This is a genomic window from Acinetobacter sp. G11 (assembly GCF_049808495.1).
In the GTDB taxonomy this organism is placed as follows: Bacteria; Pseudomonadota; Gammaproteobacteria; order Pseudomonadales; family Moraxellaceae; genus Acinetobacter; species Acinetobacter kookii.
Map to the genome: position 1 here is coordinate 70,859 of NZ_JBNCAT010000001.1, position 26,924 is coordinate 97,782.

Annotated in this window: 26 protein-coding genes; 19 read left to right on the forward strand and 7 right to left on the reverse strand. The window is 44.8% G+C overall.

The genetic code is table 11. The features are described 5' to 3' along the window. Positions 1 to 244: 244 nt before the first annotated feature. The 6 genes from ACPUEY_RS00355 (at position 245) to ACPUEY_RS00380 (ending at position 4,046) form a co-directional block, all read left to right on the forward strand. Positions 245 to 1,345, forward strand: coding sequence for a catalase family protein (locus tag ACPUEY_RS00355; protein ID WP_425120731.1), 1,101 nt, complete (start codon positions 245 to 247; stop codon positions 1,343 to 1,345). A 206-nt stretch (positions 1,346 to 1,551) separates the two neighbouring features. Beyond that, positions 1,552 to 2,004 (forward strand): SRPBCC family protein, encoded by a 453-nt coding sequence (locus ACPUEY_RS00360; protein ID WP_425120732.1) that lies wholly within the window; start codon positions 1,552 to 1,554, stop codon positions 2,002 to 2,004. A 10-nt stretch (positions 2,005 to 2,014) separates the two neighbouring features. Next, positions 2,015 to 2,362, forward strand: a complete 348-nt coding sequence (locus ACPUEY_RS00365) for a DUF488 domain-containing protein (protein ID WP_425120733.1) — start codon at positions 2,015 to 2,017, stop codon at positions 2,360 to 2,362. 95 nt (positions 2,363 to 2,457) lie between these two features. Continuing rightward, positions 2,458 to 2,799 carry a zinc ribbon domain-containing protein YjdM gene (locus ACPUEY_RS00370; RefSeq protein ID WP_261183644.1) on the forward strand — a complete coding sequence of 114 codons (342 nt, stop codon included), beginning with the start codon at positions 2,458 to 2,460 and terminating at the stop codon, positions 2,797 to 2,799. A gap of 189 nt (positions 2,800 to 2,988) precedes the next feature. Beyond that, on the forward strand, positions 2,989 to 3,348 hold the full coding sequence (locus ACPUEY_RS00375; RefSeq protein ID WP_425120734.1) for a 5-carboxymethyl-2-hydroxymuconate Delta-isomerase: 360 nt from the start codon (positions 2,989 to 2,991) through the stop codon (positions 3,346 to 3,348). 362 nt (positions 3,349 to 3,710) lie between these two features. Then, positions 3,711 to 4,046 (forward strand): YegP family protein, encoded by a 336-nt coding sequence (locus ACPUEY_RS00380; RefSeq protein ID WP_425120735.1) that lies wholly within the window; start codon positions 3,711 to 3,713, stop codon positions 4,044 to 4,046. A 166-nt stretch (positions 4,047 to 4,212) separates the two neighbouring features. Here the strand turns inward: ACPUEY_RS00380 and ACPUEY_RS00385 are convergent, their stop codons facing one another. Continuing rightward, entirely contained in the window at positions 4,213 to 4,980 is a 768-nt protein-coding gene (locus ACPUEY_RS00385; protein WP_425120736.1) for a hydroxymethylpyrimidine/phosphomethylpyrimidine kinase, read from the reverse strand. Positions 4,981 to 5,081: 101 nt separating this feature from the next. Here ACPUEY_RS00385 and ACPUEY_RS00390 point away from each other — a divergent pair, with 101 nt between their 5' ends. Continuing rightward, positions 5,082 to 5,726 carry an HAD-IA family hydrolase gene (locus ACPUEY_RS00390; RefSeq protein ID WP_092820365.1) on the forward strand — a complete coding sequence of 215 codons (645 nt, stop codon included), beginning with the start codon at positions 5,082 to 5,084 and terminating at the stop codon, positions 5,724 to 5,726. A gap of 57 nt (positions 5,727 to 5,783) precedes the next feature. Here the strand turns inward: ACPUEY_RS00390 and ACPUEY_RS00395 are convergent, their stop codons facing one another. Further along, positions 5,784 to 6,248, reverse strand: coding sequence for an Lrp/AsnC ligand binding domain-containing protein (locus tag ACPUEY_RS00395; protein WP_086197651.1), 465 nt, complete (start codon positions 6,246 to 6,248; stop codon positions 5,784 to 5,786). A gap of 137 nt (positions 6,249 to 6,385) precedes the next feature. Here ACPUEY_RS00395 and ACPUEY_RS00400 point away from each other — a divergent pair, with 137 nt between their 5' ends. The 4 genes from ACPUEY_RS00400 (at position 6,386) to ACPUEY_RS00415 (ending at position 10,787) form a co-directional block, all read left to right on the forward strand. Further along, on the forward strand, positions 6,386 to 7,645 hold the full coding sequence (locus tag ACPUEY_RS00400; RefSeq protein WP_425120738.1) for a D-amino acid dehydrogenase: 1,260 nt from the start codon (positions 6,386 to 6,388) through the stop codon (positions 7,643 to 7,645). A 36-nt stretch (positions 7,646 to 7,681) separates the two neighbouring features. Further along, positions 7,682 to 8,779, forward strand: coding sequence for an alanine racemase (gene alr, locus ACPUEY_RS00405; protein ID WP_425120739.1), 1,098 nt, complete (start codon positions 7,682 to 7,684; stop codon positions 8,777 to 8,779). A gap of 51 nt (positions 8,780 to 8,830) precedes the next feature. Further along, complete coding sequence (locus ACPUEY_RS00410; protein WP_425120740.1) at positions 8,831 to 9,190, forward strand: RidA family protein; 360 nt, start codon at positions 8,831 to 8,833, stop codon at positions 9,188 to 9,190. Positions 9,191 to 9,326: 136 nt separating this feature from the next. Then, positions 9,327 to 10,787, forward strand: a complete 1,461-nt coding sequence (locus tag ACPUEY_RS00415; protein ID WP_425120741.1) for an amino acid permease — start codon at positions 9,327 to 9,329, stop codon at positions 10,785 to 10,787. 48 nt (positions 10,788 to 10,835) lie between these two features. Here ACPUEY_RS00415 and ACPUEY_RS00420 read toward each other — a convergent pair whose 3' ends face one another. Together ACPUEY_RS00420 and ACPUEY_RS00425 are read right to left on the reverse strand one after the other, a co-directional pair. Further along, positions 10,836 to 11,288, reverse strand: coding sequence for a CopD family protein (locus ACPUEY_RS00420; protein WP_092820361.1), 453 nt, complete (start codon positions 11,286 to 11,288; stop codon positions 10,836 to 10,838). A gap of 70 nt (positions 11,289 to 11,358) precedes the next feature. Further along, positions 11,359 to 12,588 carry a beta-ketoacyl-ACP synthase II gene (locus tag ACPUEY_RS00425; RefSeq protein ID WP_092820360.1) on the reverse strand — a complete coding sequence of 410 codons (1,230 nt, stop codon included), beginning with the start codon at positions 12,586 to 12,588 and terminating at the stop codon, positions 11,359 to 11,361. A gap of 281 nt (positions 12,589 to 12,869) precedes the next feature. Between ACPUEY_RS00425 and ACPUEY_RS00430 the strand changes: the two genes are divergently transcribed. The 7 genes from ACPUEY_RS00430 to rimI all read left to right on the forward strand — a co-directional run bounded on the left by ACPUEY_RS00430 (position 12,870) and on the right by rimI (position 20,871). Beyond that, positions 12,870 to 14,297, forward strand: a complete 1,428-nt coding sequence (locus ACPUEY_RS00430; RefSeq protein ID WP_425120743.1) for an EcsC family protein — start codon at positions 12,870 to 12,872, stop codon at positions 14,295 to 14,297. 179 nt (positions 14,298 to 14,476) lie between these two features. Then, positions 14,477 to 14,851 carry a 30S ribosomal protein S12 gene (gene rpsL, locus ACPUEY_RS00435; RefSeq protein ID WP_004648013.1) on the forward strand — a complete coding sequence of 125 codons (375 nt, stop codon included), beginning with the start codon at positions 14,477 to 14,479 and terminating at the stop codon, positions 14,849 to 14,851. Between the two features lie 178 nt (positions 14,852 to 15,029). Further along, complete coding sequence (gene rpsG, locus ACPUEY_RS00440) at positions 15,030 to 15,500, forward strand: 30S ribosomal protein S7 (RefSeq protein WP_092820358.1); 471 nt, start codon at positions 15,030 to 15,032, stop codon at positions 15,498 to 15,500. Positions 15,501 to 15,630: 130 nt separating this feature from the next. Then, complete coding sequence (gene fusA / locus ACPUEY_RS00445) at positions 15,631 to 17,766, forward strand: elongation factor G (RefSeq protein WP_092820357.1); 2,136 nt, start codon at positions 15,631 to 15,633, stop codon at positions 17,764 to 17,766. Between the two features lie 96 nt (positions 17,767 to 17,862). Further along, on the forward strand, positions 17,863 to 19,053 hold the full coding sequence (gene tuf, locus ACPUEY_RS00450) for an elongation factor Tu (protein ID WP_131273151.1): 1,191 nt from the start codon (positions 17,863 to 17,865) through the stop codon (positions 19,051 to 19,053). A 375-nt stretch (positions 19,054 to 19,428) separates the two neighbouring features. After that, entirely contained in the window at positions 19,429 to 20,310 is an 882-nt protein-coding gene (locus ACPUEY_RS00455) for a metal-dependent hydrolase (protein ID WP_131274163.1), read from the forward strand. Positions 20,311 to 20,412: 102 nt separating this feature from the next. Further along, positions 20,413 to 20,871 carry a ribosomal protein S18-alanine N-acetyltransferase gene (gene rimI / locus ACPUEY_RS00460; protein WP_131274162.1) on the forward strand — a complete coding sequence of 153 codons (459 nt, stop codon included), beginning with the start codon at positions 20,413 to 20,415 and terminating at the stop codon, positions 20,869 to 20,871. Between the two features lie 11 nt (positions 20,872 to 20,882). Here rimI and ACPUEY_RS00465 read toward each other — a convergent pair whose 3' ends face one another. From ACPUEY_RS00465 to trxB, 3 genes are all read right to left on the reverse strand, one after another. Continuing rightward, the gene (locus ACPUEY_RS00465; protein ID WP_092819851.1) at positions 20,883 to 21,698 is read right to left on the reverse strand and encodes an arginyltransferase; all 816 of its coding nucleotides are present in this window, start codon (positions 21,696 to 21,698) and stop codon (positions 20,883 to 20,885) included. Between the two features lie 22 nt (positions 21,699 to 21,720). After that, positions 21,721 to 22,452, reverse strand: a complete 732-nt coding sequence (aat, locus tag ACPUEY_RS00470) for a leucyl/phenylalanyl-tRNA--protein transferase (RefSeq protein WP_261183173.1) — start codon at positions 22,450 to 22,452, stop codon at positions 21,721 to 21,723. A gap of 113 nt (positions 22,453 to 22,565) precedes the next feature. Next, entirely contained in the window at positions 22,566 to 23,519 is a 954-nt protein-coding gene (gene trxB / locus ACPUEY_RS00475; protein WP_092819849.1) for a thioredoxin-disulfide reductase, read from the reverse strand. Positions 23,520 to 23,802: 283 nt separating this feature from the next. On the opposite strand from trxB, the gene ACPUEY_RS00480 reads away from it, so the two are divergent. Further along, complete coding sequence (locus ACPUEY_RS00480) at positions 23,803 to 26,886, forward strand: DNA translocase FtsK (protein ID WP_425120792.1); 3,084 nt, start codon at positions 23,803 to 23,805, stop codon at positions 26,884 to 26,886. The last annotated feature ends 38 nt before the right edge of the window (positions 26,887 to 26,924 follow it).

Sequence of the window (26,924 nt, forward strand, 5' to 3'; positions counted from 1 at the left end):
ATTCCTTTCTATTGATTTTAAACCTTGTGGATTTATTTATTTGAATATTTGATTTTAAAATAAAAAATATGTAATGGATTGATGCTTTTTAGTCACGCTAGTTTAATTTCCTCTTTCTGTTTTATTTACCAAATACCTTCAATGTGTATACCAAGCACTTCCTTTGTAAAGCAAACTCCTTGCTAGATTAATACATAAATTTCAAAACAGTTTATTTCTATTCAAGGCATGAAAGGAGCACGGCATGGCAGTGAATAATTATGTGGCCTATGGTCCAGAAGTCGAACAAAAACAGGAAAATGAAGAAGAAGATATTCAGTATATTGTAGATTATATGACCCAAAGGAATACTGAGGTTTTTGACAAGCATCGTCATGCAGTTCGCGATGCGCATGCTAAATCCCACGGTTTCTTAAAAGGTATTTTAACCATTCCTGAAAACCTGCCCGATCACTTGGCGCAGGGAATTTTTGCCCATCCGGGCTATTATGATGTCATGGTCCGTCTGTCTGCTGCTCCCGGGGATTTGCGTAGCGATAAGACACCGGTGCCGCATGGTTTTGCCCTTAAAATTTTAAATGTGCCGGGCGAGCGCTTATTGCCGGAAGATTCCAGTGAGGGAAAAAATCAGGATTTTCTGATGGTCAATATGCCGGTACTAGTTTTTGGAACGGTACGCAAATATATGCAAATGCTGCCTTTTATGACTGAAGTGGAAAGGGTACCTGAACTGGTCATGCGTGGTTTACGCGGTGTCATGCGTGGGGTCGATCATCTGGTCAGTCGTGCGGGCTTTCCGGGATCTGCGACGATCAAGGGACTGGCACGTAGCCAGCATCATATACTCGGGGAAACCTATCACAGCATGGCAGCATTACGTTATGGCAACTATATTGCCAAAATCAGTGTGGCACCTGAATCTGAGTCGGTAAAACAGCTGACTGGCATACCCATGCAAATTCAGGAAGATTCCGGCATACGTGATCTGGTCCAGGATTTTTTTAAGCGTAATACGGCTGATTATGTCATTCGCGCTCAGCTATGTACCAACCTGGACCGTATGCCTGTTGAAGATGCCGCCGTGTTGTGGGATGAAGATGAATCACCGCATCAGGTCATCGGGACTTTACATTTTCCAAAACAGCAGACCTTTAGTCCGGCACGTCGGGTCTATTCAGATGACGTGCTGTCTTTCAATCCGTGGCATGGGGTAAAAGAACACCAGCCTTTAGGTTCCATCATGCGGGTACGCATGCAGGTGTATGAGCGTTCATGCTGTTTTCGGCACTATATGAATACTCAGCCGCGCACAGAACCCAATCATATTGATGACATGCCAGACTAGATATTTAAAACTGGATTTGATATTTAAATAAAAAAAATCGGCTTGAATGCCGCTATTCTGGACCTATAATGTTTTGGGATATTGATAAATCTTTTATGAACAAGGAATTGAAAACCCTGCTTCATATCGGACCAAAGCCCTGCAGCATCAGAGAATAACCGCAATCAACTTGCATTTTAAAAATAATAATAAGACGAGGTTCGCAAATGACTGAAAGCAATACAGTGAAACTGCATCGCGTATTTACCGCACCACCAGAACGGGTGTTTAAGGCATTTATTGATCCGGATGCTCTGGTCAAGTGGATGGCACCCCATGGTTTTACCGCTAAGGTTTATCATCTGGATGCCAAAGTCGGTGGGACCTATAAAATGTCGTTTAGCAATTTCTCTACCGGTTCTAGCCATTCCTTTGGTGGCACCTATCATGAAATCATTCCCAACCAATTGTTGCGCTATAGCGACCAGTTCGATGATCCCAATTTGCCCGGAAACATTGAAGTGATCATTCAATTCAAAGCAGTGTCCGTGGGAACCGAAGTGCATATTACCCAATCAGGCATTCCTGAAGTTATTCCAGTGGAAGTCTGTTATTTGGGATGGCAGGAATCGTTGCAACTGCTCACTTTACTGGTTACTCCTGAAATTCCAGATCAATAGCTGCTGTGCGATGGACATTCAAATTAAACGTGCTTATGCAGAAGTTCTGGCTTCAGACGGCAAACGGATTCTGGTTGACCGGCTGTGGCCCAGGGGCATTACAAAGGCAGATGCCAAAATTGATTGGTGGGCTAAAGAAATCACGCCATCAACTGAGCTGCGAAAATGGTATGCGCATGACTCCCAGCATTGGGACGAATTCCAGCAACGTTACAGGGCTGAACTGCGCTCACAAACAGAGGTGTTGCAGCAAATCAGAGAGATGGCCAGACAAGAAAAAGTCAGCCTCATCACCGCGGCTAAAAGTGAAAACCATAATCATGTGATTGTACTTAAACAGGTTTTGGAAGAAAGCTGAAAGCATCTGCTGAGCATGTTTATTCCATAATATAAATAAGGTTTTAGCAAAAGATTGCTTTATAAAATGTTATAATAAGATTTTTGAGGTTTTTTATGTCTTTGCCAAATTGCCCCAAATGTAACTCAGAATATGCTTATGAAGATGGCGATTTGCTGATTTGCCCAGAATGCGCTCATGAATGGAAAGAAGGTGAAAGCAGTACTGAGCAGGCTACAATTATTAAAGATGCAAATGGCAATGTGCTTGCTGATGGCGATACGGTTACCCTGATTAAAGATTTGAAAATCAAAGGTTCTTCATCGGTAATTAAAGTGGGAACCAAGGCGAAGAACATTCGTTTATTACCGGACTCAAGCGATGGTCATGATCTGGACTGTAAAGTGGATGGTTTTGGTGCCATGAAATTAAAATCTGAATTTGTGAAAAAAGCTTAATTCACGACATTAAAACCCAAAAAGCTCTGGCGATATGCCGGAGCTTTTTTTATGAAGTCGTGACTGCATGAATTATCGTATTATTGGTTTTTATCAGAAGCATTGTGGCTTAAACATTGACAGAGCCATTTTATGATTAAAGCACCAGCATGCTATAACCCTAGTCATTCATGTTAAAGAGTTCTTGTTATGCCGCATATCCATCTTGAATATTCCGACAATGTAGAAAACTTTCAACCCAAACCGCTCTTGCTTGCCTTAAACCAGGCCCTGGTTGAGGGCGCTTATGTCGGTGCTGCGAATGATCTTAAAAGCCGTGCCATTTGCCAGCATGATTATGTCATTGGTTTGGGAGATGTTTCACAAGCCTATGTGCATGCCAAAGTTTCTTTATTGACCGGACGTAGCCTGGAGTTACAACAGCAAATTGCCCAAGTGATCCTGCGCACACTTGAACAGCACATTCCTGCACAAAGCCAGGTCAGTGTACAGATTTGTGTGGAAATACTGGAAATGCAGAAAGCCACCTACACTAAAAAAAATTTTTAAGGCTGGGCAGGGTGTTAATCAAAAGCTGGGGAGAGAATAGACCGGTAAATTAGCAGACCTCTTTCATAAATTTCCTTTATTTCTCCCGATGGGAAAAAAATAAAAAGGGTGTGAATAATTATGAAAGAAGTCTACTCTCTTGCCTGCAGTTCATGGAACGATGGCTATAAACACTGTCTGGATCACAATAGCGCAGTGTTGATTTAAGACGATAAACCATTCAAATATAGACTGAAATAGTAATCATAAAATGTGCTTTCTTTGAAATAAAAAGTCATTTATATTTAATACAAGTAGCATATTATTTAAACAATATAAATTCTATTCTTTTATAACTCTTACAATAACAAGGGGTATTTTATATGGCAGGATGGTATGAAGTCAGTCAGGCGAGCGATGGGCAATATCGCTTTGTTTTGAAAGCGGGCAATGGGGAAGTGATTCTGACCAGCGAATTGTACAAGACCAAAGCTTCTGCACAAAATGGCATTGAATCAGTGCAGAAAAATAGCCCTAAAGATGGTCGTTATGAGCGTCTGGAAGCAAAAAATGGCAAACCCTATTTCAATTTAAAAGCAGCAAATTATCAAGTTATTGGCACCAGCCAATTTTACTCAAGCGAGCAGTCACGTGAGAAAGGGATTGAATCGGTGAAAAATAATGGTTCGAGTACCACCATTAAAGACCTGATTGCTTAATTCTGATTGTTTAAATCAGGTCAATGTTTAATTAAAGCATGTATGTATACATGCTTTATTTTTTGAATATAAAAAGTAAAAAAACCAAGATCAAACCCGAATAGCGGACTGATCATCAGGGTTTTATGCAGGTTCGTATGCAGATGATTATGCAGCAGATGGATTTTTAAAACCGTTTCGGAATTTTCTGACCATTCGGCACCGGGGATTCCGCTTTTTTCAGCACGCCAAACAGCCAGGTTTCGGCATGGTTGACCGCCTGTTTTAAGTCATCACCTTGTGCTAAACGGCCGGCAATAAAGCTGGCCAGCGAACAGCCTGAACCGTGATATTGACCTTCAAGGCGAGGACACCGGGTTTCAGACACCAGTTCACCCTCTACGTATAGCACATTGCGGATATAGTCAGGGGTATCCTCGTGTCCACCTTTCACTAAAACGGCTTTGGCACCCATGGCAAAAAGTTTTGCTACAGCCTGGTCGATATCTTCCACGCCAGTTAAGGCTCGGAGTTCAACGGTGTTCGGGGTCAGCACAGTAGCCAACGGAATCAGCTCCACAAATGCTTTCACCAGTGTGGCTTGATCGCCCAGTGAACCGCCGCTATTGGCCACCAGAACTGGATCGAGCACATATAAATATTCAGGATGTTCACGTAAAAATTCAGCCAAAGCGGCAATATTGTCTGTGGTGCCTAACATACCGGATTTCACACATTTAATCGGTAAATCACTGACCACGGCATGCGCTTGGGCCAGCAATAATTCTTTGGAGGTCGCTTCAAAACCAAACACCTGCTGCGAGTTTTGAATGGTCAGCGCAGTACAGGCAATTGCTGCATGTGCACCACTTTGGCCAATCGCTTCAATATCTGCCTGCAAGCCAGCACCACCCGATGGGTCTAAACCAGAAAAGCAAAGTACAGTAGGGCGCACAATGATGTCCTTAAATCACAAAATTTGCGTTAGTATAGGCAACTTTGAGCCAAGTCTCGATAGTATTTGTGAAGTAAAAATTTAAGTTGAAGGGTCGGTTGGTGATTAAGAATATTTTGATTGATTTAGACGGAACATTAACTGATCCCAAAGTGGGGATTACCACTTCGGCACGCTATGGTCTGGCTAAAGTGGGCCATCCAATTGCCGATGAGGTCAACATCGACTGGATTATTGGTCCACCTTTGCAGGCCTCTTTGGCGAAAATTTTAAATGTGCCGGTGGATGATGTTCTGGCTGAACAGGCCTTGATGGGCTATCGGGAACGCTTTGCTGTGACCGGCTTATATGAAAATCATGTTTTTGAAGATGTGGCTGCAACTTTGCAAACCTTGCAGCAAAAGGGCTTCCGTTTGTATTTGGCTACGGCAAAACCTCAAATCTATGCCAAGCAGATTTTAGAACATTTTGATCTGCTGCAATATTTTAATTATGCCTATGGCAGTGAGCTGAATGGTGAGCGTACCAACAAGGGCGAGTTGATTGCCTATATCCTTGAAAAGGAAAATTTAAACCCAGCTGAATGTGTGATGGTGGGTGACCGTGAGCACGATATTTTTGGTGCCCGCAGCAATGGGATAGACACCATCGCAGTCGAGTATGGTTATGGCTCTGATCAAGAGTTGACAGCAGCTGCACCTAAAGCGCGGATTAAAACCTTTGCTGAATTACTTCAATTTGTTTAACTCAACATGAGTACGCAACTTCCTCGGTATTTACCCTGAATCAAGCTTTGGGGACTATTAACGCAGATCCAGATAAAAACTTTCCTTCACTTCTTCCATGACAATGTAACTGTGTGAGGAAGCGGAGGAGGGAAGTTTTTTAAGTAAGTCGCCGAGCAGACGTCGATAGGCACTCATTTCCTTTAAGCGCGCTTTCACCAGATAATCAAATTCGCCTGAAATCAGGTGACATTCCAGAACTTCAGGAATTTCCACCAAATCACGTGCCACCTGATCGAACACATCGCCCGATTTTGCCGACAGTTTGATTTCTAAAAACACCAACAGGTTGCGATCGACCAGTTGCGGATTCAGCCGCGCATAATAGCCCATGATGATGCCATCGCGTTCCAGACGTTTGACCCGCTCCGAACAGGGGGTGGTAGACAGGTTGACCCGAGATGCCAATTCACTAATCGCAATCCGTCCATCGCGCTGCAAAATATCCAGAATCTGCTGATCTATACGGTCTAATTTGCGCATTATGATTTTCCTTTTTTTAGAATTTTTTCGCGACAAAACTATCAAATTACCTAGATTATAGTGCTTAAAACAGTGAAAAAAACTATCAATCAAAAAATATACTAGTGAAATAAACTAGTATGCGTTAGGGATAAGCAATGCGTGTAATTGTCTTGGGTAGTGGTGTCATCGGGGTTGCCAGTGCGTATTACCTCGCACAACAGGGAGCAACCGTTACTGTCTTGGACCGTCAGTCTGGTCCTGCTGAAGAAACCAGTTTTGCCAATGCAGGTCAGGTTTCGCCGGGTTATTCAACGCCGTGGGCAGCTCCAGGTATTCCATTTAAAGCAGTCAAGTGGATGTTTCAGCATCATGCACCGCTTGCCATCAATATGGATGGCAGCATGTGGCAATTACAGTGGATGGCGCAGATGCTCAAGAACTGCAATCCGCACAGCTATGCTATTAATAAAGAGCGCATGACCCGGGTGGCAGAGTATAGCCGTGACTGTCTCAGAGAGCTGCGTAAAGAAACCGGCATTCACTATGAAAACCGTTCTAAAGGCACCTTGCAAGTTTTTCGTAATGAAGCGCAACTGGACATGGTGCAACGTGACATTCAGGTGCTAAAAGAATGTGGCGTGGATCATGAACTTTTGCTCAAAGATGATCTGGCCAAAGTGGAACCTGCTTTGGAATTTGCCAAAGATAAGCTGGTCGGTGGCCTGCATTTACCGAATGATGAAACTGGCGACTGCTACCTGTTTACCAATGCGCTTGCAAACTTGGCCAAAGAGCTAGGTGTAGAGTTTAAGTTCAATCAAAACGTTGAAAAACTGGTGCTTGAAGGTGATGACATCAAGGGCGTGGTGGTAAATGGACAAGTCCTTACTGCAGACCGTTATGTGCTGGCGTTTGGCAGTTATTCACGTGACTTTTTAAAACCATTGCATCTGAACCTGCCGGTTTATCCAGTGAAAGGCTATTCACTCACCATTCCAATTGTTGATCCTGCATTTGCACCGCAGTCTACGGTGCTGGATGAGACTTACAAGATTGCCATTACCCGTTTTGATAAGCGTATCCGGGTGGGTGGCATGGCTGAACTGAGTGGATTTAACCATGGCCTGAACCAGGACCGCCGTGCCACGCTGGAAATGGTCACCAAGGATTTGTTCCCGGGTGGAAACCTGGCAGAAGCGACCTTCTGGACCGGCTTGCGTCCAATGACACCGGACTCCACTCCGATTATTGGTGCAACCCGTTTTAAAAACCTGTTCCTTAACACCGGTCACGGCACGCTAGGATGGACCATGGCCTGCGGCTCAGGCAAGCTCATCAGTGACCTGGTCATGAACCATCAACCGGACATCAGTACCGAAGGTCTATCGATCCAACGTTACCCTTCAGCAGCCTAATCTGTTTTAGGTCAGATTGATTCAAGGAAGAACAACATGCCTCGTCCGATTACTGCAGTGATTCATCATCAGTCACTGCAGCACAATCTCTCTATTGCACGTCAAAAAATGCCGAATAGCCAGGTCTTTGCGGTGGTCAAAGCCAATGCCTATGGTCATGGCATTGAGCGCGTCTATCAAGCTTTCAAATCTGCCGATGGTTTTGCACTGCTCGATTTGGCAGAGGCGAAACGCATTCGTGCCCTGGGCTGGAAAGGTCCCGTCTTGTTGCTGGAAGGCATCTTTTCCGAGCAAGACCTGTTTGACTGTGATGAGCTGAATTTGAGTTTCACCATTCATAGCCAATATCAGATTGAGTGGTTAGCCCGATTCCCCAGACCCGCCCAGTTTGATGTTTACCTGAAAATGAATAGCGGCATGAACCGTTTAGGTTTCCGCCCTGAACAGTATCGTCAAGTGTGGCAGCAGCTTTCAAACTTGCCTCAAGTTCAACGTTTGACCCATATGATGCACTTTTCGGATGCCGATGGTGAACGCTTAGGCCGTGACGGCATTGAGCATCAATGCCAGTTGTTTGAGGCAATCACCCATGATTTACCGGGTGCGCGTTCAGTCAGCAACAGTGCAGCCATCTTACGCCATCCGCAGTTGCAGTCGGATGTAATCCGTAGCGGCATCATGCTTTACGGCAGTTCTCCAGATTATCCAAGCCATTCTATTCAAGACTGGAACCTGCAACCTGCGATGAGCCTGCGTAGTGAAATTATTGCGGTTCAAAGGCTCAAAGCGGGGGATAGTGTCGGTTATGGCTCCAGATTTGTTGCTGAACGCGAGATGCATATTGGTATTGTGGCTTGCGGTTATGCCGATGGTTATCAGCGTATTACCGCAACAGGTACGCCTATTTTAGTCGATGGTCAACGCAGCAGTTTGGTCGGTCGTATCAGCATGGACATGCTGGCGGTCGATTTATCTCATCTCCCAAGTGCCCAAGTCGGCAGTGAAGTGGTGCTGTGGGGTACATCGAAACACGGCACTGTGCTCAGTATTGATGAAGTGGCGGCAGGTTCAGGCACCATTGGCTATGAGCTGATGTGTGCAGTCACTGCACGCGTCAATTTTATTCAAGATTAAGTTTTAAAAAATCAGATTATTCATTCAAGTCATTGATACAAGGAAATGTAGATGTCCCATAGCGATATTGAAAAGTTTAATAGCAACGCCGTCATGAGCGCCGTGACGGTGTTTAATCAGGTGGTTTATCTTTCCGGACAGGTACCGAAAAACACCGGGAATGATGTCGCAGGTCAGACCCGTGAAATTTTGGCCACCATTGATGAACTGCTGGCTTTGGCCGGAACCGATAAATCCCGACTGCTGTCCGCACAGCTTTATATAAAAAATCTCGCTGACTTTTCAACCGTCAATGCCATTTGGATTGACTGGATGAAAGGTTGTACTCCACCTTCGCGTGCCACCATTCAGGCAGAACTGGTCAATCCGGACTGGCTGATTGAAATTGCTGTAACGGCGGCACAGCCTTGACCTAAAAATCTCCCGCAGGGCAGCAAAGCGGTTGCGACCGATGTGCTGCCTGGCGTGTAAATGTCGCTGGTTGGGATGACTGGCAATGTAAAGCACATGGTTTACACGCAATCGTATGTTAAAAGGATGTTCAGTTATGACCACTACACCACGAGCAGACGATGCCCAGGCATCATCGCATGAACTACAACGAAAACTGTCCAACCGTCACCTGCAACTGATTGCCATTGGTGGCGCGATTGGGACAGGCCTATTTATGGGCTCCGGCAAAACCATCTCCCTGGCTGGCCCTTCAATTTTATTGATCTATATGATCATTGGTACCATGTTCTTTTTCCTGATGCGCGCATTGGGTGAAATTTTACTCTCTAACCTGCACTACAAATCCTTTATCGACATGGCGCATGACCTGATTGGTCCGGGTACAGGCTACTATATTGGCTGGTCATACTGGCTGGGCTGGGTGCTGGTCGGTATTGCAGACCTGGCTGCCATCATCAACTATCTTGGCTTTTGGCTGCCTGAAGGTATGGCCTTTACCCCATCAGGACAGGCCATGATCAGCGTGGCCTGCGTGTTGCTGGTGCTCGGCATTAATATGCTCGCCGTACGTCTGTTTGGCGAGATCGAATTCTGGTTTGCACTTATCAAGATTTTGGCCATTTTGGGGCTGATTGGTATTGGCGGATTTATGGTGTTTAACCATTTTCATGCACCGGGTGGCTCGCTGGCCAGCTTTAGCAATGTCTGGTCGCATGGTGGCATGTTCCCGCAAGGTGGCAGCGGTTTCCTGGCCGGGTTCCAGATAGCCTTGTTTGCTTTTGTAGGTGTGGAACTGATCGGAACCATGGCGGCAGAAACCCAAGACCCTGAAAAGAACTTGCCAAAGGCAGTGAATGCCATTCCGACCCGGATTATTCTGTTTTATGTGCTGTCGCTGTTCATTGTGATGTCGGTGACCCCGTGGAACCAGATTCCTGCGGATCAAAGTCCCTTTGTGTCGCTGTTCATGCATGCAGGCATTGGTGCAGCAGCGATTATCATGAACCTGGTGGTGCTGTCATCGGTCATGTCCTCCATGAACAGCGGTGTGTTTTCAACATCGCGCATGCTGTTTGGCTTGGCGCGGGAAGGGCAGGCTCCGCAAAACCTGGCGCAATTGTCCAAGCGTGCCGTGCCTGCCAAAGGTTTATTGTTCTCTTGTGCCTTTATTATGGCGGGTGCAGCATTACAATACTTTGTACCGAATACGGTTGAAGCCTTTACCTTAGCAAGCTCGCTGTGCGTGATTTTGTTTATCAGTATCTGGAGCATCATCATGGTGTGCTATATCCGTTACCGTAGACTGCGTCCAGAGCTGCATGCCAAGTCCACTTTTAAAATGCCGGGCGGAATATGGATGTCGTATGTGGTACTGGTGTTTTTATTCTTTACTTTGATTATTTTAAGTCTGGAAGCCGATACCTTGCGTGCCCTGATGATCAGTCCGCTTTGGCTGATTATTTTGGCCGTGACCTATCAGCTCCTGTATAAACCGCGGATGCGTAAACGTCATGAGGAGATGCTGATGAAACGCAATCAGGAGATGTTGAACTAAGTTTTTGTCAGATGTAAAAAAGCCCTCGATTGAGGGCTTTTTTGATGCTTAGAAGATGGGTTTCACCACTACTAGAATGACTACGGCAAATAAAATCAGCGTTGGCATTTCATTAAAGAAGCGCCAGAACTTGTGTGATTTGTAATGCGCATTGCCGATCAGTTTTTTACGGTAATAACCACAAACAAAGTGGTAAATCACCAATAATCCGACCAGTCCGACTTTCAGGTAAAACCACAGTGCATCATGGTAATGACGCGTTGCATCACCCCAATCGACCAGAAAGTGCGCGGTGATGAGTGTTGCAACCATTGAGGGCCACATGATGCCGCGGTACAGCTTACGTTCCATGACTTCAAAACGCTGGTGACTCAACACATCTTCACTCATGGCATGATAAACGTACAAACGTGGCAGGTAGAACAATGCCGCAAACCAGCAAACAACTGCAATAATATGTAATGCTTTTACCCACAAGAAAGCATCAGAAGGAGCATCCATCCATTCACCCTTTTAAGGGCAGTGTGGCAGAAGTTGATCATCCATGGCTGAATGATCAACACTTCTTAGCTTAGCCTTCCCATTTTTTGAAAACAAGACAGGCATTTACACCGCCAAAACCAAAACTGTTACTCATTACAGTATTCAATTTTGCGTCACGTTTTTCAAGTACGATATCAAACGGTTTTGCACCTTCATCCAGTTCAGTCACGTTGATGTTTGGTGCAATAAAGTCGTTTTGCATCATCAAGACAGAGTAAATGGCTTCATGCACACCCGCAGCACCCAGGCTGTGACCGGTCATAGACTTGGTTGAGCTGATAGGCGGAACCTGACCTTCACCGAATGCGCGTTCCATCGCTTTCAGTTCAGTCACGTCGCCTGCTGGCGTTGACGTACCATGCGTGTTCACATAGTCAATCTTGTCCACGCCATGCTGTTTCGCTTCTTCAAGGGCCATCAGGATACAGCGTGTTGCGCCTTCACCGCTTGGAGCCACCATGTCTGCACCATCAGAGTTGGCAGCATAACCCACCACTTCAGCTAAAATTTTCGCACCGCGAGCTTGTGCATGTTCCAGTGACTCAAGCACCACAAAACCGCCACCACCGGCAATCACAAAACCGTCACGGTCAGCTGAATATGGGCGAGACGCTGTTTCTGGTGTGTCATTGTATTTAGAGCAAAGTGCACCCATGGCATCAAACAGCAAGCTTTGAGACCAGTGATCTTCTTCACCACCACCGGCAAGCATTAAATCCTGTTTGCCCAACTGAATCAGGTTATAAGCATAACCAATGGCATCGGCAGAAGTTGCACATGCGCTGGTAATTGTATGCGCCACACCCTGTAATTTGAATGCCACACCTACGTTTGCGGTAATGGTGTTGGTCATGTTACGTGGAACAAAGAAAGGACCGACTTTACGCGCACCTTTGGTGTGCAATAATTCGTTCATTTCAATCACGGAAGCAGTTGAACCGCCACCTGAGCCGCCAGAAATCCCGTAACGCGGGTTGCCGGCCAAATCTTCAACGCTTAAACCTGCATGTTCTACTGCAGCAAGCGCCGAGTTGTAGGCATACATGGCACATACGCCCATGAAGCGTTTCAATTTGCGGTCAATATGGTCAAAATCTTGATCAGCAGCTGCACTGACATGGCTCTTAAAGTTTAATTCTGCATAAGTCGGGTTAAAACGTGTTCCAGAAATCCCGTTTTGTAAAGAATGAGTGACATCTTCTAAAGAATTACCAATGCATGAGTTGATACCCATACCAGTGATTACAACACGCTTCATCTACAGATCCCTTATATGGTGATATTTTGAGTAAAGGCAGCTGATTCAGGAAGAAAAGTAAAAACCTTAATCCAGCGCATTACTCATGTCTTTCGGTTGCATTCATGATAGCAGAAAGGTTTTTGAATTCTTATGGCAAATATTATGCCTATTTCGGCAGTATGTATCTGTAATGTTTACGCGGAATAATTAACTAAAAGATACACATTCGTATTGAGATAAACTTAGACTACACCTAGTATTTATCAATAATTGTAAGAATAGAAGATGAGGGTAAAAGAATGGCAAATACCAATAATAAACATTCAGGTGGATTCTTCTCGAATGCTTTGGGAGTGGCTAAAAAGATCAGTGCAACAGGAATGAATGTACTGAGTCATGCAGCTGCCGAGCATGCAGGCAAGGCCTCAGGAGGCTTGAGCAATGGCCATGTCATTGAGGGAAGTGCCCGTTCTCAAAGCGTATTTGAATCCAGAAAATATGATAATCCTCAACAAGTGATACGTGAGTATTTACCCAATGTCTCAAGGCAATTGCTGGGTCGTCAGTACAGCAAGGTCAATCGTGTGGCGAATTTTGTTTCGCCAGATTTTTCAGACAAGGTTTCGGACTATTTTTTTGACCATTTAAATCAGTTCACTTCAAATCTGAGTTCTGTAGATACTGTGCTGGATCAGGCGGGAGCAAAAGATTTACAGGAACTGACTCAAGATGTCGACCGTTCCAAACGGCTGAGTCAGGCATTGGCAGAACAAAACAAATGGCTTGCTTCTATACAGGGTGCAGTTACGGGTGCCACAGGCGTAGTCGGTTCGGCGATTGACGTGCCTTTGTCGCTGCTGATGTCCTTGCGCATGATTTATCAGGTCGGGCGTGCTTATGGCTTTGAACTGAATAAAGACACCGAACAGGATATTGTCCAGTTTGTATTTAAACAAATCGACCTGGGGCAGATTGCTGAAAAGCAGAGTGTATTGATGGCACTCAAAATCGTGTCCAATATGCTGCAAACCAATGACACCGCACAATTGCAAAACATGCTGGGTTCCAGCAATGACAGTGAGCCGCTAAAAAAATGGCTGGTCAATGAAAATGGCGAAATGAAATGGAACTGGTTGAATCATCTTCCAAAAGTTTCTTTGATCAGTAAATTAACGCCGGTTGCCGGAGCAGGTATAGGTGCAGCCTATAGTTGGAAACTGGTGGAAGATGTCAATCAGAAAGCCCAGCAAATCTTTTCCCATGCCAGAAGCTATTTGCAGCAGCATCAAGGAGCGGAATTGTCTCCTATTGCGGCTTATGAAAAATCCCTGGAGCTGTTGGCACAGGCAGCGCCAAGATTGCTAAACCCCTTTACTAAAGACGAGCTGAATTCCGGCGAGCTTAAACTGGATCAGGACATTGCAGTGGAAGGGCATGGTCCTATTGCCAAAGTGACCATTAAAAAGAAAGCCGAGGATGCCATCGCGGATGACGAGCGTAAAAGTGAGCGGGTAGAACAGGGATTAGAATATTTGGCTGAACACATGGTCGAACCGCATGCCCAGGTTGAGCCGCAAAAACCGGCCATCACGCTAGATGAACCGGAAATAGGTGACTATGCTCAGGCAGATGTTCAAGAAATTGACGCGGGCAGTGAACAGCTTGCCGCTTCCCAACCTGAACAAAATGAAGCACCTAAACCAACCAAGAAAAAAGTTACAAAATAGAAGGTGTAAAAGCCTGGCCTAGAGTCTTTAAAAAACGCATCTACTGACCTATATATAAGGAAGTGGTCAATATTTGACATGGCCTCGAATATTGACCATTTTTCTATCTTCGCTTACAATTGTGTGCCCTCAAAAAGTGGTATTTTTTTGAGGCTTTTTATTAACGGGAGAATTGCCAAATGGCAACAACAAATCAGTTGATCCGTAAGGGTCGTACGACTTTGATTGAAAAATCAAAAGTTCCTGCGTTGAAGGCTTGTCCACAACGTCGTGGTGTTTGTACACGTGTTTACACAACTACACCTAAAAAACCTAACTCAGCAATGCGTAAAGTTTGCCGTGTTCGCTTAACTTCTGGTTTTGAAGTATCAAGCTACATCGGTGGTGAAGGCCATAACCTGCAAGAGCACAGCGTTGTGCTTATCCGTGGTGGTCGTGTTAAAGACTTACCAGGTGTACGTTACCATACCGTTCGTGGTTCTTTAGACTGCGCTGGTGTTAAAGATCGTAACCAGTCTCGTTCTAAATACGGTACTAAACGTCCTAAGAAATAATCTTTTTAGATTAGCTTTTTAAGAACGTAGAACCGCAATCCTTTATCGTCTCGCTTGTCTGATTTCTGCATTTAAATTTGTGAAATTCAAGCGACGTGTAGTAAGGCCAGCGAATGTACATGACACTTTGTACTCATGCTGGATAAACCTGAAGTGTCATATTTATAGGTGTATTAAAATGCCAAGACGTCGCGTAGTCGCTGCCCGTGAAATCCTTCCGGATCCTAAGTTCGGCAGCCAAACAATCGCTAAATTCATGAACCACGTAATGCAAGATGGTAAAAAATCTATTGCTGAAAGTATCGTTTACGGTGCTTTAGACCGCGTTCAAGAAAAATCTAAAGTAGACCCAGTAGAATTTTTCGAGACTACTCTTGAAAAAGTTCGCCCTATGGTCGAAGTAAAAGCACGCCGTGTTGGTGGTGCTACTTATCAAGTGCCTATGGAAGTACGCCCATCCCGTCGTACTGCCCTAGCTATGCGTTGGTTGGTAGATGCTGCTGCTAAGCGTTCTGAAAAAACTATGGCTTTACGTCTTGCTGGCGAGTTGCTTGATGCATCTGAAGGTAAAGGCGCTGCAGTCAAAAAACGTGAAGATGTGCACCGTATGGCTGAAGCCAACAAAGCCTTCTCTCACTATCGCTTCTAAGCGGTTAAAACAGCCCCTATTCAGGAGGGTGATGAGCCAGTTTTCACTGCTTTGTCATCGAATCGCTTTAAGCTGCCAAGCGGCTTAAAGCGTCCTGTTTTAAACAACAAATTTAGGAATGCAAGAAATCATGGCTCGTCAAACCCCAATTTCTCGTTATCGTAATATTGGTATTTCTGCGCACATTGATGCGGGTAAAACCACAACTACAGAACGTATCTTGTTCTACACAGGTGTATCTCACAAAATTGGTGAAGTACATGATGGTGCAGCAACAATGGACTGGATGGAACAAGAGCAGGAACGTGGTATTACCATCACTTCAGCTGCGACTACTACATTCTGGTCAGGTATGTCTAAGCAGTTCCCTGAACACCGTATCAACGTAATTGATACCCCGGGACACGTTGACTTCACAATCGAAGTTGAACGTTCTATGCGTGTTCTTGATGGTGCATGTATGGTTTACTGTGCTGTAGGTGGTGTACAACCTCAGTCTGAAACTGTATGGCGTCAAGCGAACAAATACCAAGTTCCTCGTTTAGCATTCGTGAACAAGATGGACCGTACTGGTGCCAACTTCTTCCGTGTTGTTGAACAAATGAAAACTCGTCTGGGTGCACACCCTGTACCAGTTGTAATCCCTGTTGGCGCTGAAGAAAACTTCCAAGGCGTAATTGACTTGATCGAAATGAAAGCGATCATCTGGGATGAAGCTTCTCAAGGTATGAAGTTCGAGTACGGTGAAATCCCTGCTGACCTTCTTGATACTGCCGAAGAATGGCGTACCAACATGGTTGAAGCTGCGGCTGAAGCATCTGAAGAGTTGATGGACAAATACCTGGAGAACGGTGATCTTTCTAAAGAAGATATCGTTGCTGGTTTACGTACTCAAACTTTGGCTTGTGAAATTCAACCAATGCTTTGCGGTACAGCGTTCAAAAACAAAGGTGTTCAACGTATGTTGGACGCAGTAATTGAATTCTTGCCATCTCCGACTGAAGTTAAAGCGATCGAAGGTATCCTTGACGACAAAGACGAGACTAAAGCAACTCGTGAAGCGTCTGACGATGCTCCGTTCTCTGCGCTTGCGTTCAAAATCATGAACGACAAATTCGTAGGTAACTTGACATTCGTACGTGTGTATTCTGGTGTGCTTAAACAAGGCGACCCGGTATATAACCCAGTGAAATCTAAACGTGAACGTATCGGCCGTATCGTGCAAATGCACGCTAACGAACGTCAAGACGTTGATGAAATCCGCGCGGGTGATATCGCTGCATGTGTAGGTCTTAAAGACGTTACTACTGGTGATACACTATGTGATGAAAAAGCAATCATCACTCTTGAACGTATGGAATTCCCTGAGCCAGTAATTTCTTTAGCTGTAGAGCCTAAGACTAAAGCTGACCAAGAGAAAATGTCTATCGCTCTTGGCCGTTTGGCAAAAGAAGATCCATCGTTCCGTGTACGCACAGATGAAGAATCTGGTCAAACCATTATTGCTGGTATGGGTGAGCTTCACCTTGACATCATCGTTGACCGTATGAAACGTGAATTCAACGTTGAAGCAAACATTGGTAAACCAATGGTAGCTTACCGAGAAACAATCAAGAAGACTGTTGAGCAAGAAGGTAAGTTCGTACGTCAAACTGGTGGTAAAGGTAAATTCGGTCACGTATATGTACGTTTAGAGCCGATGGATACTGACGCTGGTAAAGAATACGAATTCGCTGAAGAAGTTGTAGGTGGTGTAGTACCTAAAGAATTCTTCGGTGCGGTTGATAAAGGTATTCAAGAACGTATGAAGAATGGTGTCTTGGCTGGTTACCCAGTTGTGGGCATTAAAGCTACATTGTTCGACGGTTCTTACCACGATGTCGACTCTGACGAATTATCGTTCAAAATGGCAGGTTCTTATGCCTTCCGTGACGGTTTCATGAAAGCAGATCCTGTTCTTCTTGAACCAATCATGAAAGTAGAAGTAGAAACTCCAGAAGACTACATGGGCGATATCATGGGTGACTTAAACCGTCGTCGTGGTATGGTTCAGGGTATGGACGATTTACCTGGTGGTACTAAAGCAATCCGTGCTGAAGTTCCATTGGCTGAGATGTTTGGTTACGCGACTCAAATGCGTTCTATGTCTCAAGGTCGTGCGACTTACTCTATGGAATTCTCTAAATATGCTGAGACTCCACGTAACGTGGCTGAAGGCATCATTTCTAAATTCCAAACTGGTGGTAAAAAAGGTGACGACGAGTAATCTTTCGATTACTATAAGCCCAAACTAATTCATAGTTAAAAACCAAAATCACTTATGGAGCTAACCCTCCATAAGTATTTTAATAAGGAAGATCTCATGGCTAAGGCTAAGTTCGAACGTAACAAACCACACGTAAACGTGGGCACAATTGGTCACGTCGACCATGGTAAAACTACTTTAACTGCTGCAATTGCAACTATCTGTGCAAAAACTTACGGCGGTGAAGCGAAAGATTACGCAGCAATTGACTCTGCACCAGAAGAAAAAGCACGTGGTATTACAATTAATACTTCACACGTAGAATACGATTCTCCAACTCGTCACTACGCTCACGTAGACTGCCCAGGACACGCCGATTATGTTAAAAACATGATTACTGGTGCTGCTCAAATGGACGGTGCGATCCTTGTATGTGCTGCGACTGACGGTCCTATGCCACAAACTCGTGAACACATCCTTTTGTCTCGCCAAGTAGGTGTACCTTACATCCTTGTGTTCCTGAACAAATGTGACCTTGTAGACGACGAAGAGCTTCTTGAGCTGGTTGAAATGGAAGTTCGTGAACTTCTTTCTACTTATGACTTCCCTGGTGATGACACTCCTGTTATCCGTGGTTCAGCTTTGGCTGCACTTAACGGTGACGCTGGTCAATACGGCGAATCTTCAGTTCTTGCTCTTGTTGAAGCACTTGACTCTTACATCCCAGAACCAGAACGTGCAATCGACAAAGCATTCTTGATGCCAATCGAAGATGTATTCTCAATCTCTGGTCGTGGTACAGTAGTAACTGGCCGTGTTGAATCAGGTATCGTGAAAGTAGGCGAAGAAGTTGAAATCGTAGGTATCAAAGACACAGTTAAAACAACTGTAACTGGCGTTGAAATGTTCCGTAAATTGCTTGACGAAGGTCGTGCAGGCGAGAACTGTGGTGTTCTTCTACGTGGTACTAAACGTGAAGACGTTCAACGTGGTCAAGTATTGGCTAAGCCAGGTACAATCAAGCCGCACACTAAATTCGATGCAGAAGTATACGTACTTTCTAAAGAAGAAGGTGGTCGTCACACTCCATTCCTTAACGGTTACCGTCCACAGTTCTATTTCCGTACAACTGACGTAACTGGTGCAATCCAGTTAAAAGAAGGCGTTGAAATGGTTATGCCTGGTGACAACGTAGAAATGTCAGTAGAATTGATCCACCCAATCGCAATGGACCCAGGTCTACGTTTTGCGATCCGTGAAGGTGGTCGTACAGTTGGTGCTGGTGTTGTTGCTAAAGTAACTGCATAAGTATTAATTGTGTGAAAAAAAGCGTCCTTCTGGGACGCTTTTTTTTATTTTATTCATTCATTTTTTAAAATTCATCTTGTATAGCCTTGCCTTATCTCTTGCAGCAAAGAAGTGATTTGAGGCAGTGCCTTTTTTCCTGCGTCGAAAAAATAATTTCGCTTATTGTGTTTTTCTCTTGGGTCGGAATAAAGCAGTGCTTATTCCCTTGCGTCGAAAAAATAATTTCACTTATCATTATTTTTTCTCCTCATGTCCTAAACTGATATTTTCCTGACCTTATCTGCCCTTATAGCAAGTTTTTAAACACGTAATATAACAATCAAGAAAAACAAAAGTGAATTTAGCAATGTATTTGCTAGATAGGAGTAAAGCATCATGAATGCAAAGGTCAATATAAACAATCGTGCCGGTGCGAGTTTCCCCGTACGCCGCATGAACTTTGATTTTGAACAAGTTCCCGAATACTGGATGAATGGTTCAGCCGGGCTGACGCACTTTATGACAGCATTATCAGCTTTGTTTCCCGCTGGTGAAAAATTCTTTATCGACAGTGTTCGCGCTGTACGTCATCATCCTGCCTTAAAAGACAATATAGAATTACAAAAAGAAATCTCCGCCTTTATTGGTCAAGAAGCCATGCATACTCAGGAACATGTAGGCTTTAATGCATCAGCACAAAGATATGGGCATGATGTGGATACCTTAGATGGCTATACCGATAAAGTAATTCAGACTACACGTAAATTGATGGCGAAAATAGCTAAACCTGTGGGAATTACTCAGGAAATGATTGACCTGACTGCAACCACGGCACTTGAACATTTTACCGCGACCATTGCATCGCAGCTTTTAACCAATTCGCATATCCAGGAACTCATGACAGATGAAACCATGAAAACCATGTGGATGTGGCATGCGATTGAAGAAAATGAACATAAGGCCGTGGCATATGATGTATTTGAGGGAGTATTCGGTAAAGGCTTGAAGTCATATGCACTGCGTACCTCTTCATTGGTGATCGCCATGGCAACTTTATTTGTGGTACAAAGTTATTTCCTGGCGCGTCTTTTAAAGCAGGATCAACAGCTTAACTTTAATTCACTACGGGAAATTTATAGTTATGCCTATAGTCCATCAAAAGGCGTGATTAGCGGTATGGGTAAGGAAATGCTGTTGTATTTCAAACCGGGTTTCCATCCGAATGATCTGGACACTCATGCTTTGCTCGAAAAATGGAAAGCGAATTTAGGCTTTTAAGCGGAAACCACACAGAGCGATAATGATCGCTCTTTTTTTTACTCGATTTTTATCGCAAAGTTTTTATAATGCGAGGGTTAATTTTATATAAGAAGAACGAAGATGATTCGTTTGATGCAAGCTGCAGATGTATCCGCAGTGGCAAAGATTGAAAGATTGGTCCAAAGCCATCCCTGGACTGTTAAACAGTTTGAAGAAGCTGTAACGGGTTATCAGAGCACAGTGATTGAACAAGACGGTCAGGTGGTTGGATTCTGTATTTTACAGCCCGTGCTGGATGAAGCAAATTTGCTGTTAATGGCGATTGATCCATCTCAGCAGGGCAAAGGTCTGGGTTTTAAGCTGCTGGATGCATCACTTGCTATGCTAAAAAATAATCCCGTACAAATTTTTCTGGAAGTACGGGAATCTAATACTCCTGCAATCAAGTTGTATGAAAAAGCAGATTTTCATCAAATCGATTTACGCAAAAATTATTATCCCAATCCGGATGGATCAAAAGAGCATGCCATCATTATGGTAAAAGCATGCACTGATGATTTTGCAAGTTTGTTTAAATAGGAATGGCGGTATTACTTGATGATGGGGTTGTTCCAGCCCGAAGGTAATGTTGTCATGAGGGAGTTGCCCAATTGCTGAATTTCTTCCTGGTTGAGCAAGCGGTTTAAACGTCGCCATTGCCCATCAATCAACAGTTCCAATGGCACATATTGAGATTTGTAGTTCATTTTATCGGAGTGCGGAACCCAATAGCCGAGATAGACATAAGGCAAAGCCAAAGCTTTGGCATGTTCAATCTGTTTAAGTACGGCAAAAACACCCAGTGAGCGCCGGCTTTCCTCAGGATCAAAGAAGGTATAGACCGCAGAAATTCCGTCATCTAGCGGATCGCAGCTGGAAACACTCAGCAGTTTGTCATCTTTCCAGAATTCGAGAAAAAAACTGTCTGTACAGCTATGCACTAAAAATTTTTCGAATTGATCCAGACTTGGCGGGAACATATCGCCATCGGCATGACGTTCATTGATGTAGCGTTCATAGAGTTGATAGTGAATGTTGGTCGCATCGGCGGCGCGGGTAATTTTAACCGTCAGATCCTGATTGCGTTTCCATGCCTTCTTTTGTGCATTGTTCATTTGAAAGTCGGAAACAGGTACGCGGCAAGATAAACATTGACGGCACAGGTGGCATTCAGGACGATACACAAAATCGCCACTGCGACGAAACCCCAGACGTGAAAGTTCAGACAGGCTGACCACATCAATGCGATGGGCAGGATCTAAAAAGACCATTCGCGCCGATTTATTTTCCAGATAACTACAGCTATGCGGTGGCGTAATGTAATACTGTAAATCATTGAGCAGGGACTTTGGGTGATACGAGTTCATGGCAAGATCCCTCTTGTATTTTTCATTCAATTAATTTTGCGTTTTGCGCTATTGTTTTACTTGAAAATACACCCTCCTGATATTTTTTCCAATCAATAGCAGGTTGTTTTACAACATCTTGTAACGAATTAAGATACGCCTGGCGAGAAAGTGTACAGGCACCCAGGCTTAAAAGATGATCATTGACCAATTGACAGTCAATCCAAGGCAAATTGTTTTCCCGCCCGATCAGCATTAAAGTATAAAACGCCATTTTTGAGACATCGGTTTGCGTGCTAAACATGGACTCGCCAAAACAGCCGTGTCCAATGGTCACGCCATATAAACCGCCAACCACTCTATTTTCATCCCACACTTCAATACTATAGCCATAACCGGCTTCAAACAGCCCGCAATACCCCTCAATAATGTCTTCTGAAATCCAGGTGTCATCTGCATAGCTGCGCGGCAGGGCACAAGAACGGATGACCCGTTCAAAGGCCTGATTGACCGTGATTTGATAGTCAAACTTTTTCATATTTCGAATTAAGGATTTACTGGGATGATAATCCTGCGGGCGGATAATGCAGCGTGGTTCGGGACTCCACCAGCAGATCGGTTCACCTTCAGAAAACCACGGAAACAGGCCATGGGTGTAGGCTTCAAAAAGCGTAGAAGGGGAGAGGTCGGCACCTATGCAGATTAGTCCCTCGCCATCGGGATCAGCCTCGATGGGATCGGGAAAAATGAATTCTGAGGGGGCTAATGGATGCATGCGATTCAGCCTGAACGAAAAGGGTAACTGGCAATAAACACTTAAGATTTTTATCATACAAAAAAAAACCGCCCCAAGAGGACGGTTTTTTGAGTTGAATTGATTTATTTCAATCATTCACCCAAGGCATCAAGGTATTTTTCAGCATCCAGTGCAGCCATACAGCCTGAACCTGCTGAAGTAATCGCCTGGCGGTAAATACTGTCGGCAATATCGCCTGCAGCAAATACACCCGCTACAGAGGCAGCAGTGGCATTACCTGCAGTACCGCTTTGTACCTGGATATAACCGTCACGCAGGTTAAGTTGACCTTCAAACATGCTGCTATTCGGTTTGTGACCAATGGCAACAAACAAGCCCGTAACGTCTACATCCTGTTTAGAGCCATCTTGGGTAGACTGTAGGCGTACAGAAGTTACGCCGCTATTATCACCTAAGACTTCTTCCACCTGATGGTTCCAGATAATGCTGATTTTGCCTTCTTTTTCTTTAGCAAAAAGATGATCTTGAAGGATTTTTTCAGAACGCAATGAATCACGGCGATGAACCAGTGTTACATGTGAAGCAATATTCGATAGGTAAAGCGCTTCTTCTACAGCAGTGTTGCCACCACCGACCACCATCACTTTCTGGTTTTTATAGAAGAAACCGTCACAGGTTGCACATGCGCTTACACCTTGACCCATGAATTTAGCTTCGGATTCAAGACCCAGATACTGAGCCGTTGCACCGGTTGCAATGATGAGGGCATCACAGGTGAACTCTTCCATGTCGCCTTTTAAAACGAACGGGCGAACGCTTAAATCCACTTCGTTGATATGGTCATAGACAATGTCGGTGCCAAAACGTTCGGCATGGGCTTGCATGCGTTCCATCAGGGCAGGGCCGGTCAGGCCTTCCGGATCACCCGGCCAGTTGTCAACTTCAGTGGTTGTCGTGAGTTGTCCACCCAGTTGTAAGCCTGCAATCAGGGTAGGCTTCAAGTTTGCACGCGCTGCATAGACCGCTGCGCTATAGCCAGCAGGACCCGAACCTAAAATAATCAGTCTTGAGTGACGTGCGCTCATCCGCTGCATCCTTTTTTATTTAGAAATTTGTGGAATTATACGTGAAACTGTATAACAGTGGTGTGAGATTAAAGTCGATATTATTGATCATGCAAATCGATTTGAGCTATATAGAACAACAGTGCTGTGCTAGATATTCAATCTGGTATATTTCTAAGCAGCGGCCACTACATAATATTGCATCTTTTTTTGTGGAACAGGTGCATAATACGCGTTTATTGTGAAACTATTTTGTCTTAGTTTCTTACAAAACATGAATGAAAAATTGGTTACAGGACAGTATATGACTGCGGTGTCGAGTGTTTATGCACAGCGCTTAATAAAGACATTATTTTTAGTCTCATTTGGAATTTATTTATTCCTTGCAACAGTGACCTATACGCCTTTTGATCCGGGCTGGATGCACATTTCCAGTGATACCCAGCAGGTGTCGAATGCCAGTGGGGTTGCCGGGGCATGGATCGCAGATTTACTGTTCGGTTTTTTAGGCTGGGCAAGTCTGCTCATTCCAATTTTTCTGTTTGTTGAGGCAATTCAGGTCTGGTGGCCGTATAGCTTTTTGAATAAGCCTTTTCGCTATGCTGCACAGTTCTTTATTTTGCTGGCGACAGCAAGTTTGTTGTATCTGTATTGGCAGGTGCCGGCAGATACGCTGGACAATTCTTCGGGCGGTATCATTGGGTATGAATTGGGGCAAAGCCTTACCCAGATTTTAACCATTTATGGCGCAACCCTTTTCCTGCTACTGTTCTGGTTTGTGTTATTCACTTTTGCATTTGGGGTGAAGTGGAACAAAACCTGGGACACCCTTAGAGCAACCCCTGCCTATTTACAAGACTTATTTTATAAAAATGTGCCGGAAGCCGAATCTGCATTTGACCGGACAAATCCTGAAGTCAAAAAATCATTGCTAAATAACAAGCAAAAAACAGCCACAGAAAAAGTAGCAGTAGTCGCGGAACATAAGGAAGTAGAACTATCCCCAATCGTTCGAGATCCGGCTGCAGAGCGCCTGTTTAATGATATGGTTGAAAGAGAGCAGTCTGCACAGCAACAGCTGATGGATGATGAAGACGAGGCAGAATTTGAACAGATTTTAGAAAAAGCCCATCGTCTGGAACAGAATACACAGCGTGTCGTGGCTACAGGTGAAGTCTGGCGTGCCTTACATTCCGATGACAACCAGAAACATAAACAGGATATTGATGCGCTGTTAAAAGCGGCTGAAGAATCTGGGCCTCATACACCACATGACCATTTACAAGCCTTTGTTCATGAGCAACCTGTCGCCACAACTCCCCAGACCTCGAAGCAAAACCTGGATTGGGACGATGACGAAATCTTTGACGAATTGCTTGCCGCTGTGCCGGGTGGAAAAACGGCTACAGATGTACATACGCCATTTAATCCTGTAAATCCAGAACCCGCAGCAGTCATTCATGAAGAAAAGATGGCGGCGGCATCTGTGAATATTGCGGCATCACCACAACTCAACAGTACGCCTAAAAATACTGCATTGGATGACGAGTTTGATGAGCTGGATGATCTGCTGGTCGATGATTTACCGGTAGATAATTTACAGGTAGATCACTTGGAGCCAGCGGCGCCTGTGGCACGTACTACAAGTAGTTATGCTCAATCCTCAGCCTTTGTACGTGCAGAAATCAATACTCAATTGCAGCCGCAATCCACCATTTCCGAAGATGAAAAGGCCTTGATTGCTTCCAATAAAGATGCCTTCCGTGAAGTTTGGCAGGAAACGGCTGGAAAACCTGTCGACGAGTTTGAGTTGGATGAGGATGATTTTGATCTGGATGCGCCTTTAACCGATGCAATGGGCCGCCCGATGTCACGTGCCATGCAGGTGGCACAAAAACGTCGCGATTTGCCGCCTTTGCCGGGTCTGGAGCTGCTGGATGAAGTTGACCCTAACAAGAAGGTGAATTTCACTGCCGAGCAATTGGCCCGTTTATCTGAACTTCTGGAAATTAAACTGCAAGAGTTTAATGTAAAGGCCAAAGTGATAGAAGCACAGCCCGGTCCTGTAGTGACGCGTTTTGAGCTGGATTTGGCACCGGGGGTAAAAGCCTCTAAAGTGACCAATATTTCACGTGACTTGGCACGTTCGATGTCGATGGCTTCGGTACGTGTAGTCGAGGTCATTCCGGGTAAGCCTTATATCGGAATTGAAGTGCCGAACAGCAGCCGTGAAATGGTTCGTTTGATTGAACTGGTCAAAACACCAAAATTTGAAGATCCAAATGGCATTCTTTCTATGGCCATGGGCAAAGATATTTCGGGTAATCCTGTAATTACCGAACTGGGTAAGGCGCCGCATATGCTGGTCGCCGGTACAACCGGTTCGGGTAAATCGGTTGCGGTAAACTCGATGATTCTGTCGATGTTATTGAAGTACACGCCTGATCAGTTGCGTCTGATCCTGATTGACCCGAAACAGCTGGAACTGGCGAACTATAATGATATTCCGCATTTATTGACGCCGGTCGTGACCGACATGAAAGATGCGGTCAGCGCCTTAAACTGGTGTGTGAATGAAATGGAACGTCGCTATAAGCTGATGTCTTTTCTGAAGATCCGTAAGCTCAGCGACTATAACCGCAAAGTCGAAGAAGCAATTGCCAATGGTGAAGAACTGTTTGATCCTACCTGGAAAGCCAGCGAATCGGTTGTTGGCGAACGTGCACCGCGTCTGACTCCATTGCCGTCCATTGTGATTGTAGCGGACGAATTCGCTGATATGATCATGCAGGTGGGTAAAAAAGCGGAAGAAATGATTACCCGTTTGGCGCAGAAATCTCGTGCTGCGGGAATTCACCTGTTGCTTGCGACCCAACGTCCTTCGGTGGATGTGATCACCGGTTTGATTAAAGCCAATATTCCAACCCGCGTAGCACTACGTGTGAACTCGAAAATTGACTCGCGGACCATTCTGGATGCTGGTGGTGCAGAGGACTTGCTAGGTCATGGTGACATGCTGTTCCTCGGCCCAGGCAAGATTGAACCCGAACGTGTGCACGGCGCCTTTATTGCCGATGACGAAGTGAACCGTATTTGTGATGCTTGGCGGGAGCGTGGTGAACCAAATTACGTGGATGAGATTCTGACGCCTTATGATGAAGAGCCTACTTCACGTGGTTTTGAAGAGGGTGATGGTGGTTCAGACCGTGATGCGCTTTATGACCAATGTGTATCTTTTGTGCTGGAAACCCGCAAGGCATCCACTTCTTCGCTACAGCGCAAGTTTAGCCTGGGTTATAACCGTGCTGCACGCATCATTGACCAGATGGAAGAAAATGGCATCGTCAGCGGTATGGGTGCCAACGGTAAACGTGATATTTTAATTTAAGTGTAAATATCTTCCAAAGGCCTGCAAATGCAGGCCTT

What these genes read in the sequence shown, in the direction of transcription:
- ACPUEY_RS00355 (WP_425120731.1), top strand. Translation starts at nt 245, where the DNA reads ATGGCAGTGAATAATTATGTGGCCTATGGTCCAGAAGTCGAACAAAAA.
- ACPUEY_RS00360 (WP_425120732.1), top strand. Translation starts at nt 1,552, where the DNA reads ATGACTGAAAGCAATACAGTGAAACTGCATCGCGTATTTACCGCACCA.
- ACPUEY_RS00365 (WP_425120733.1), top strand. Translation starts at nt 2,015, where the DNA reads ATGGACATTCAAATTAAACGTGCTTATGCAGAAGTTCTGGCTTCAGAC.
- ACPUEY_RS00370 (WP_261183644.1), top strand. Translation starts at nt 2,458, where the DNA reads ATGTCTTTGCCAAATTGCCCCAAATGTAACTCAGAATATGCTTATGAA.
- ACPUEY_RS00375 (WP_425120734.1), top strand. Translation starts at nt 2,989, where the DNA reads ATGCCGCATATCCATCTTGAATATTCCGACAATGTAGAAAACTTTCAA.
- ACPUEY_RS00380 (WP_425120735.1), top strand. Translation starts at nt 3,711, where the DNA reads ATGGCAGGATGGTATGAAGTCAGTCAGGCGAGCGATGGGCAATATCGC.
- ACPUEY_RS00395 (WP_086197651.1), bottom strand. Translation starts at nt 6,248, where the DNA reads ATGCGCAAATTAGACCGTATAGATCAGCAGATTCTGGATATTTTGCAG.
- ACPUEY_RS00400 (WP_425120738.1), top strand. Translation starts at nt 6,386, where the DNA reads ATGCGTGTAATTGTCTTGGGTAGTGGTGTCATCGGGGTTGCCAGTGCG.
- alr (WP_425120739.1), top strand. Translation starts at nt 7,682, where the DNA reads ATGCCTCGTCCGATTACTGCAGTGATTCATCATCAGTCACTGCAGCAC.
- ACPUEY_RS00410 (WP_425120740.1), top strand. Translation starts at nt 8,831, where the DNA reads ATGTCCCATAGCGATATTGAAAAGTTTAATAGCAACGCCGTCATGAGC.
- ACPUEY_RS00415 (WP_425120741.1), top strand. Translation starts at nt 9,327, where the DNA reads ATGACCACTACACCACGAGCAGACGATGCCCAGGCATCATCGCATGAA.
- ACPUEY_RS00420 (WP_092820361.1), bottom strand. Translation starts at nt 11,288, where the DNA reads ATGGATGCTCCTTCTGATGCTTTCTTGTGGGTAAAAGCATTACATATT.
- ACPUEY_RS00425 (WP_092820360.1), bottom strand. Translation starts at nt 12,588, where the DNA reads ATGAAGCGTGTTGTAATCACTGGTATGGGTATCAACTCATGCATTGGT.
- ACPUEY_RS00430 (WP_425120743.1), top strand. Translation starts at nt 12,870, where the DNA reads ATGGCAAATACCAATAATAAACATTCAGGTGGATTCTTCTCGAATGCT.
- rpsL (WP_004648013.1), top strand. Translation starts at nt 14,477, where the DNA reads ATGGCAACAACAAATCAGTTGATCCGTAAGGGTCGTACGACTTTGATT.
- rpsG (WP_092820358.1), top strand. Translation starts at nt 15,030, where the DNA reads ATGCCAAGACGTCGCGTAGTCGCTGCCCGTGAAATCCTTCCGGATCCT.
- fusA (WP_092820357.1), top strand. Translation starts at nt 15,631, where the DNA reads ATGGCTCGTCAAACCCCAATTTCTCGTTATCGTAATATTGGTATTTCT.
- tuf (WP_131273151.1), top strand. Translation starts at nt 17,863, where the DNA reads ATGGCTAAGGCTAAGTTCGAACGTAACAAACCACACGTAAACGTGGGC.
- ACPUEY_RS00455 (WP_131274163.1), top strand. Translation starts at nt 19,429, where the DNA reads ATGAATGCAAAGGTCAATATAAACAATCGTGCCGGTGCGAGTTTCCCC.
- rimI (WP_131274162.1), top strand. Translation starts at nt 20,413, where the DNA reads ATGATTCGTTTGATGCAAGCTGCAGATGTATCCGCAGTGGCAAAGATT.
- ACPUEY_RS00465 (WP_092819851.1), bottom strand. Translation starts at nt 21,698, where the DNA reads ATGAACTCGTATCACCCAAAGTCCCTGCTCAATGATTTACAGTATTAC.
- aat (WP_261183173.1), bottom strand. Translation starts at nt 22,452, where the DNA reads ATGCATCCATTAGCCCCCTCAGAATTCATTTTTCCCGATCCCATCGAG.
- trxB (WP_092819849.1), bottom strand. Translation starts at nt 23,519, where the DNA reads ATGAGCGCACGTCACTCAAGACTGATTATTTTAGGTTCGGGTCCTGCT.
- ACPUEY_RS00480 (WP_425120792.1), top strand. Translation starts at nt 23,803, where the DNA reads ATGACTGCGGTGTCGAGTGTTTATGCACAGCGCTTAATAAAGACATTA.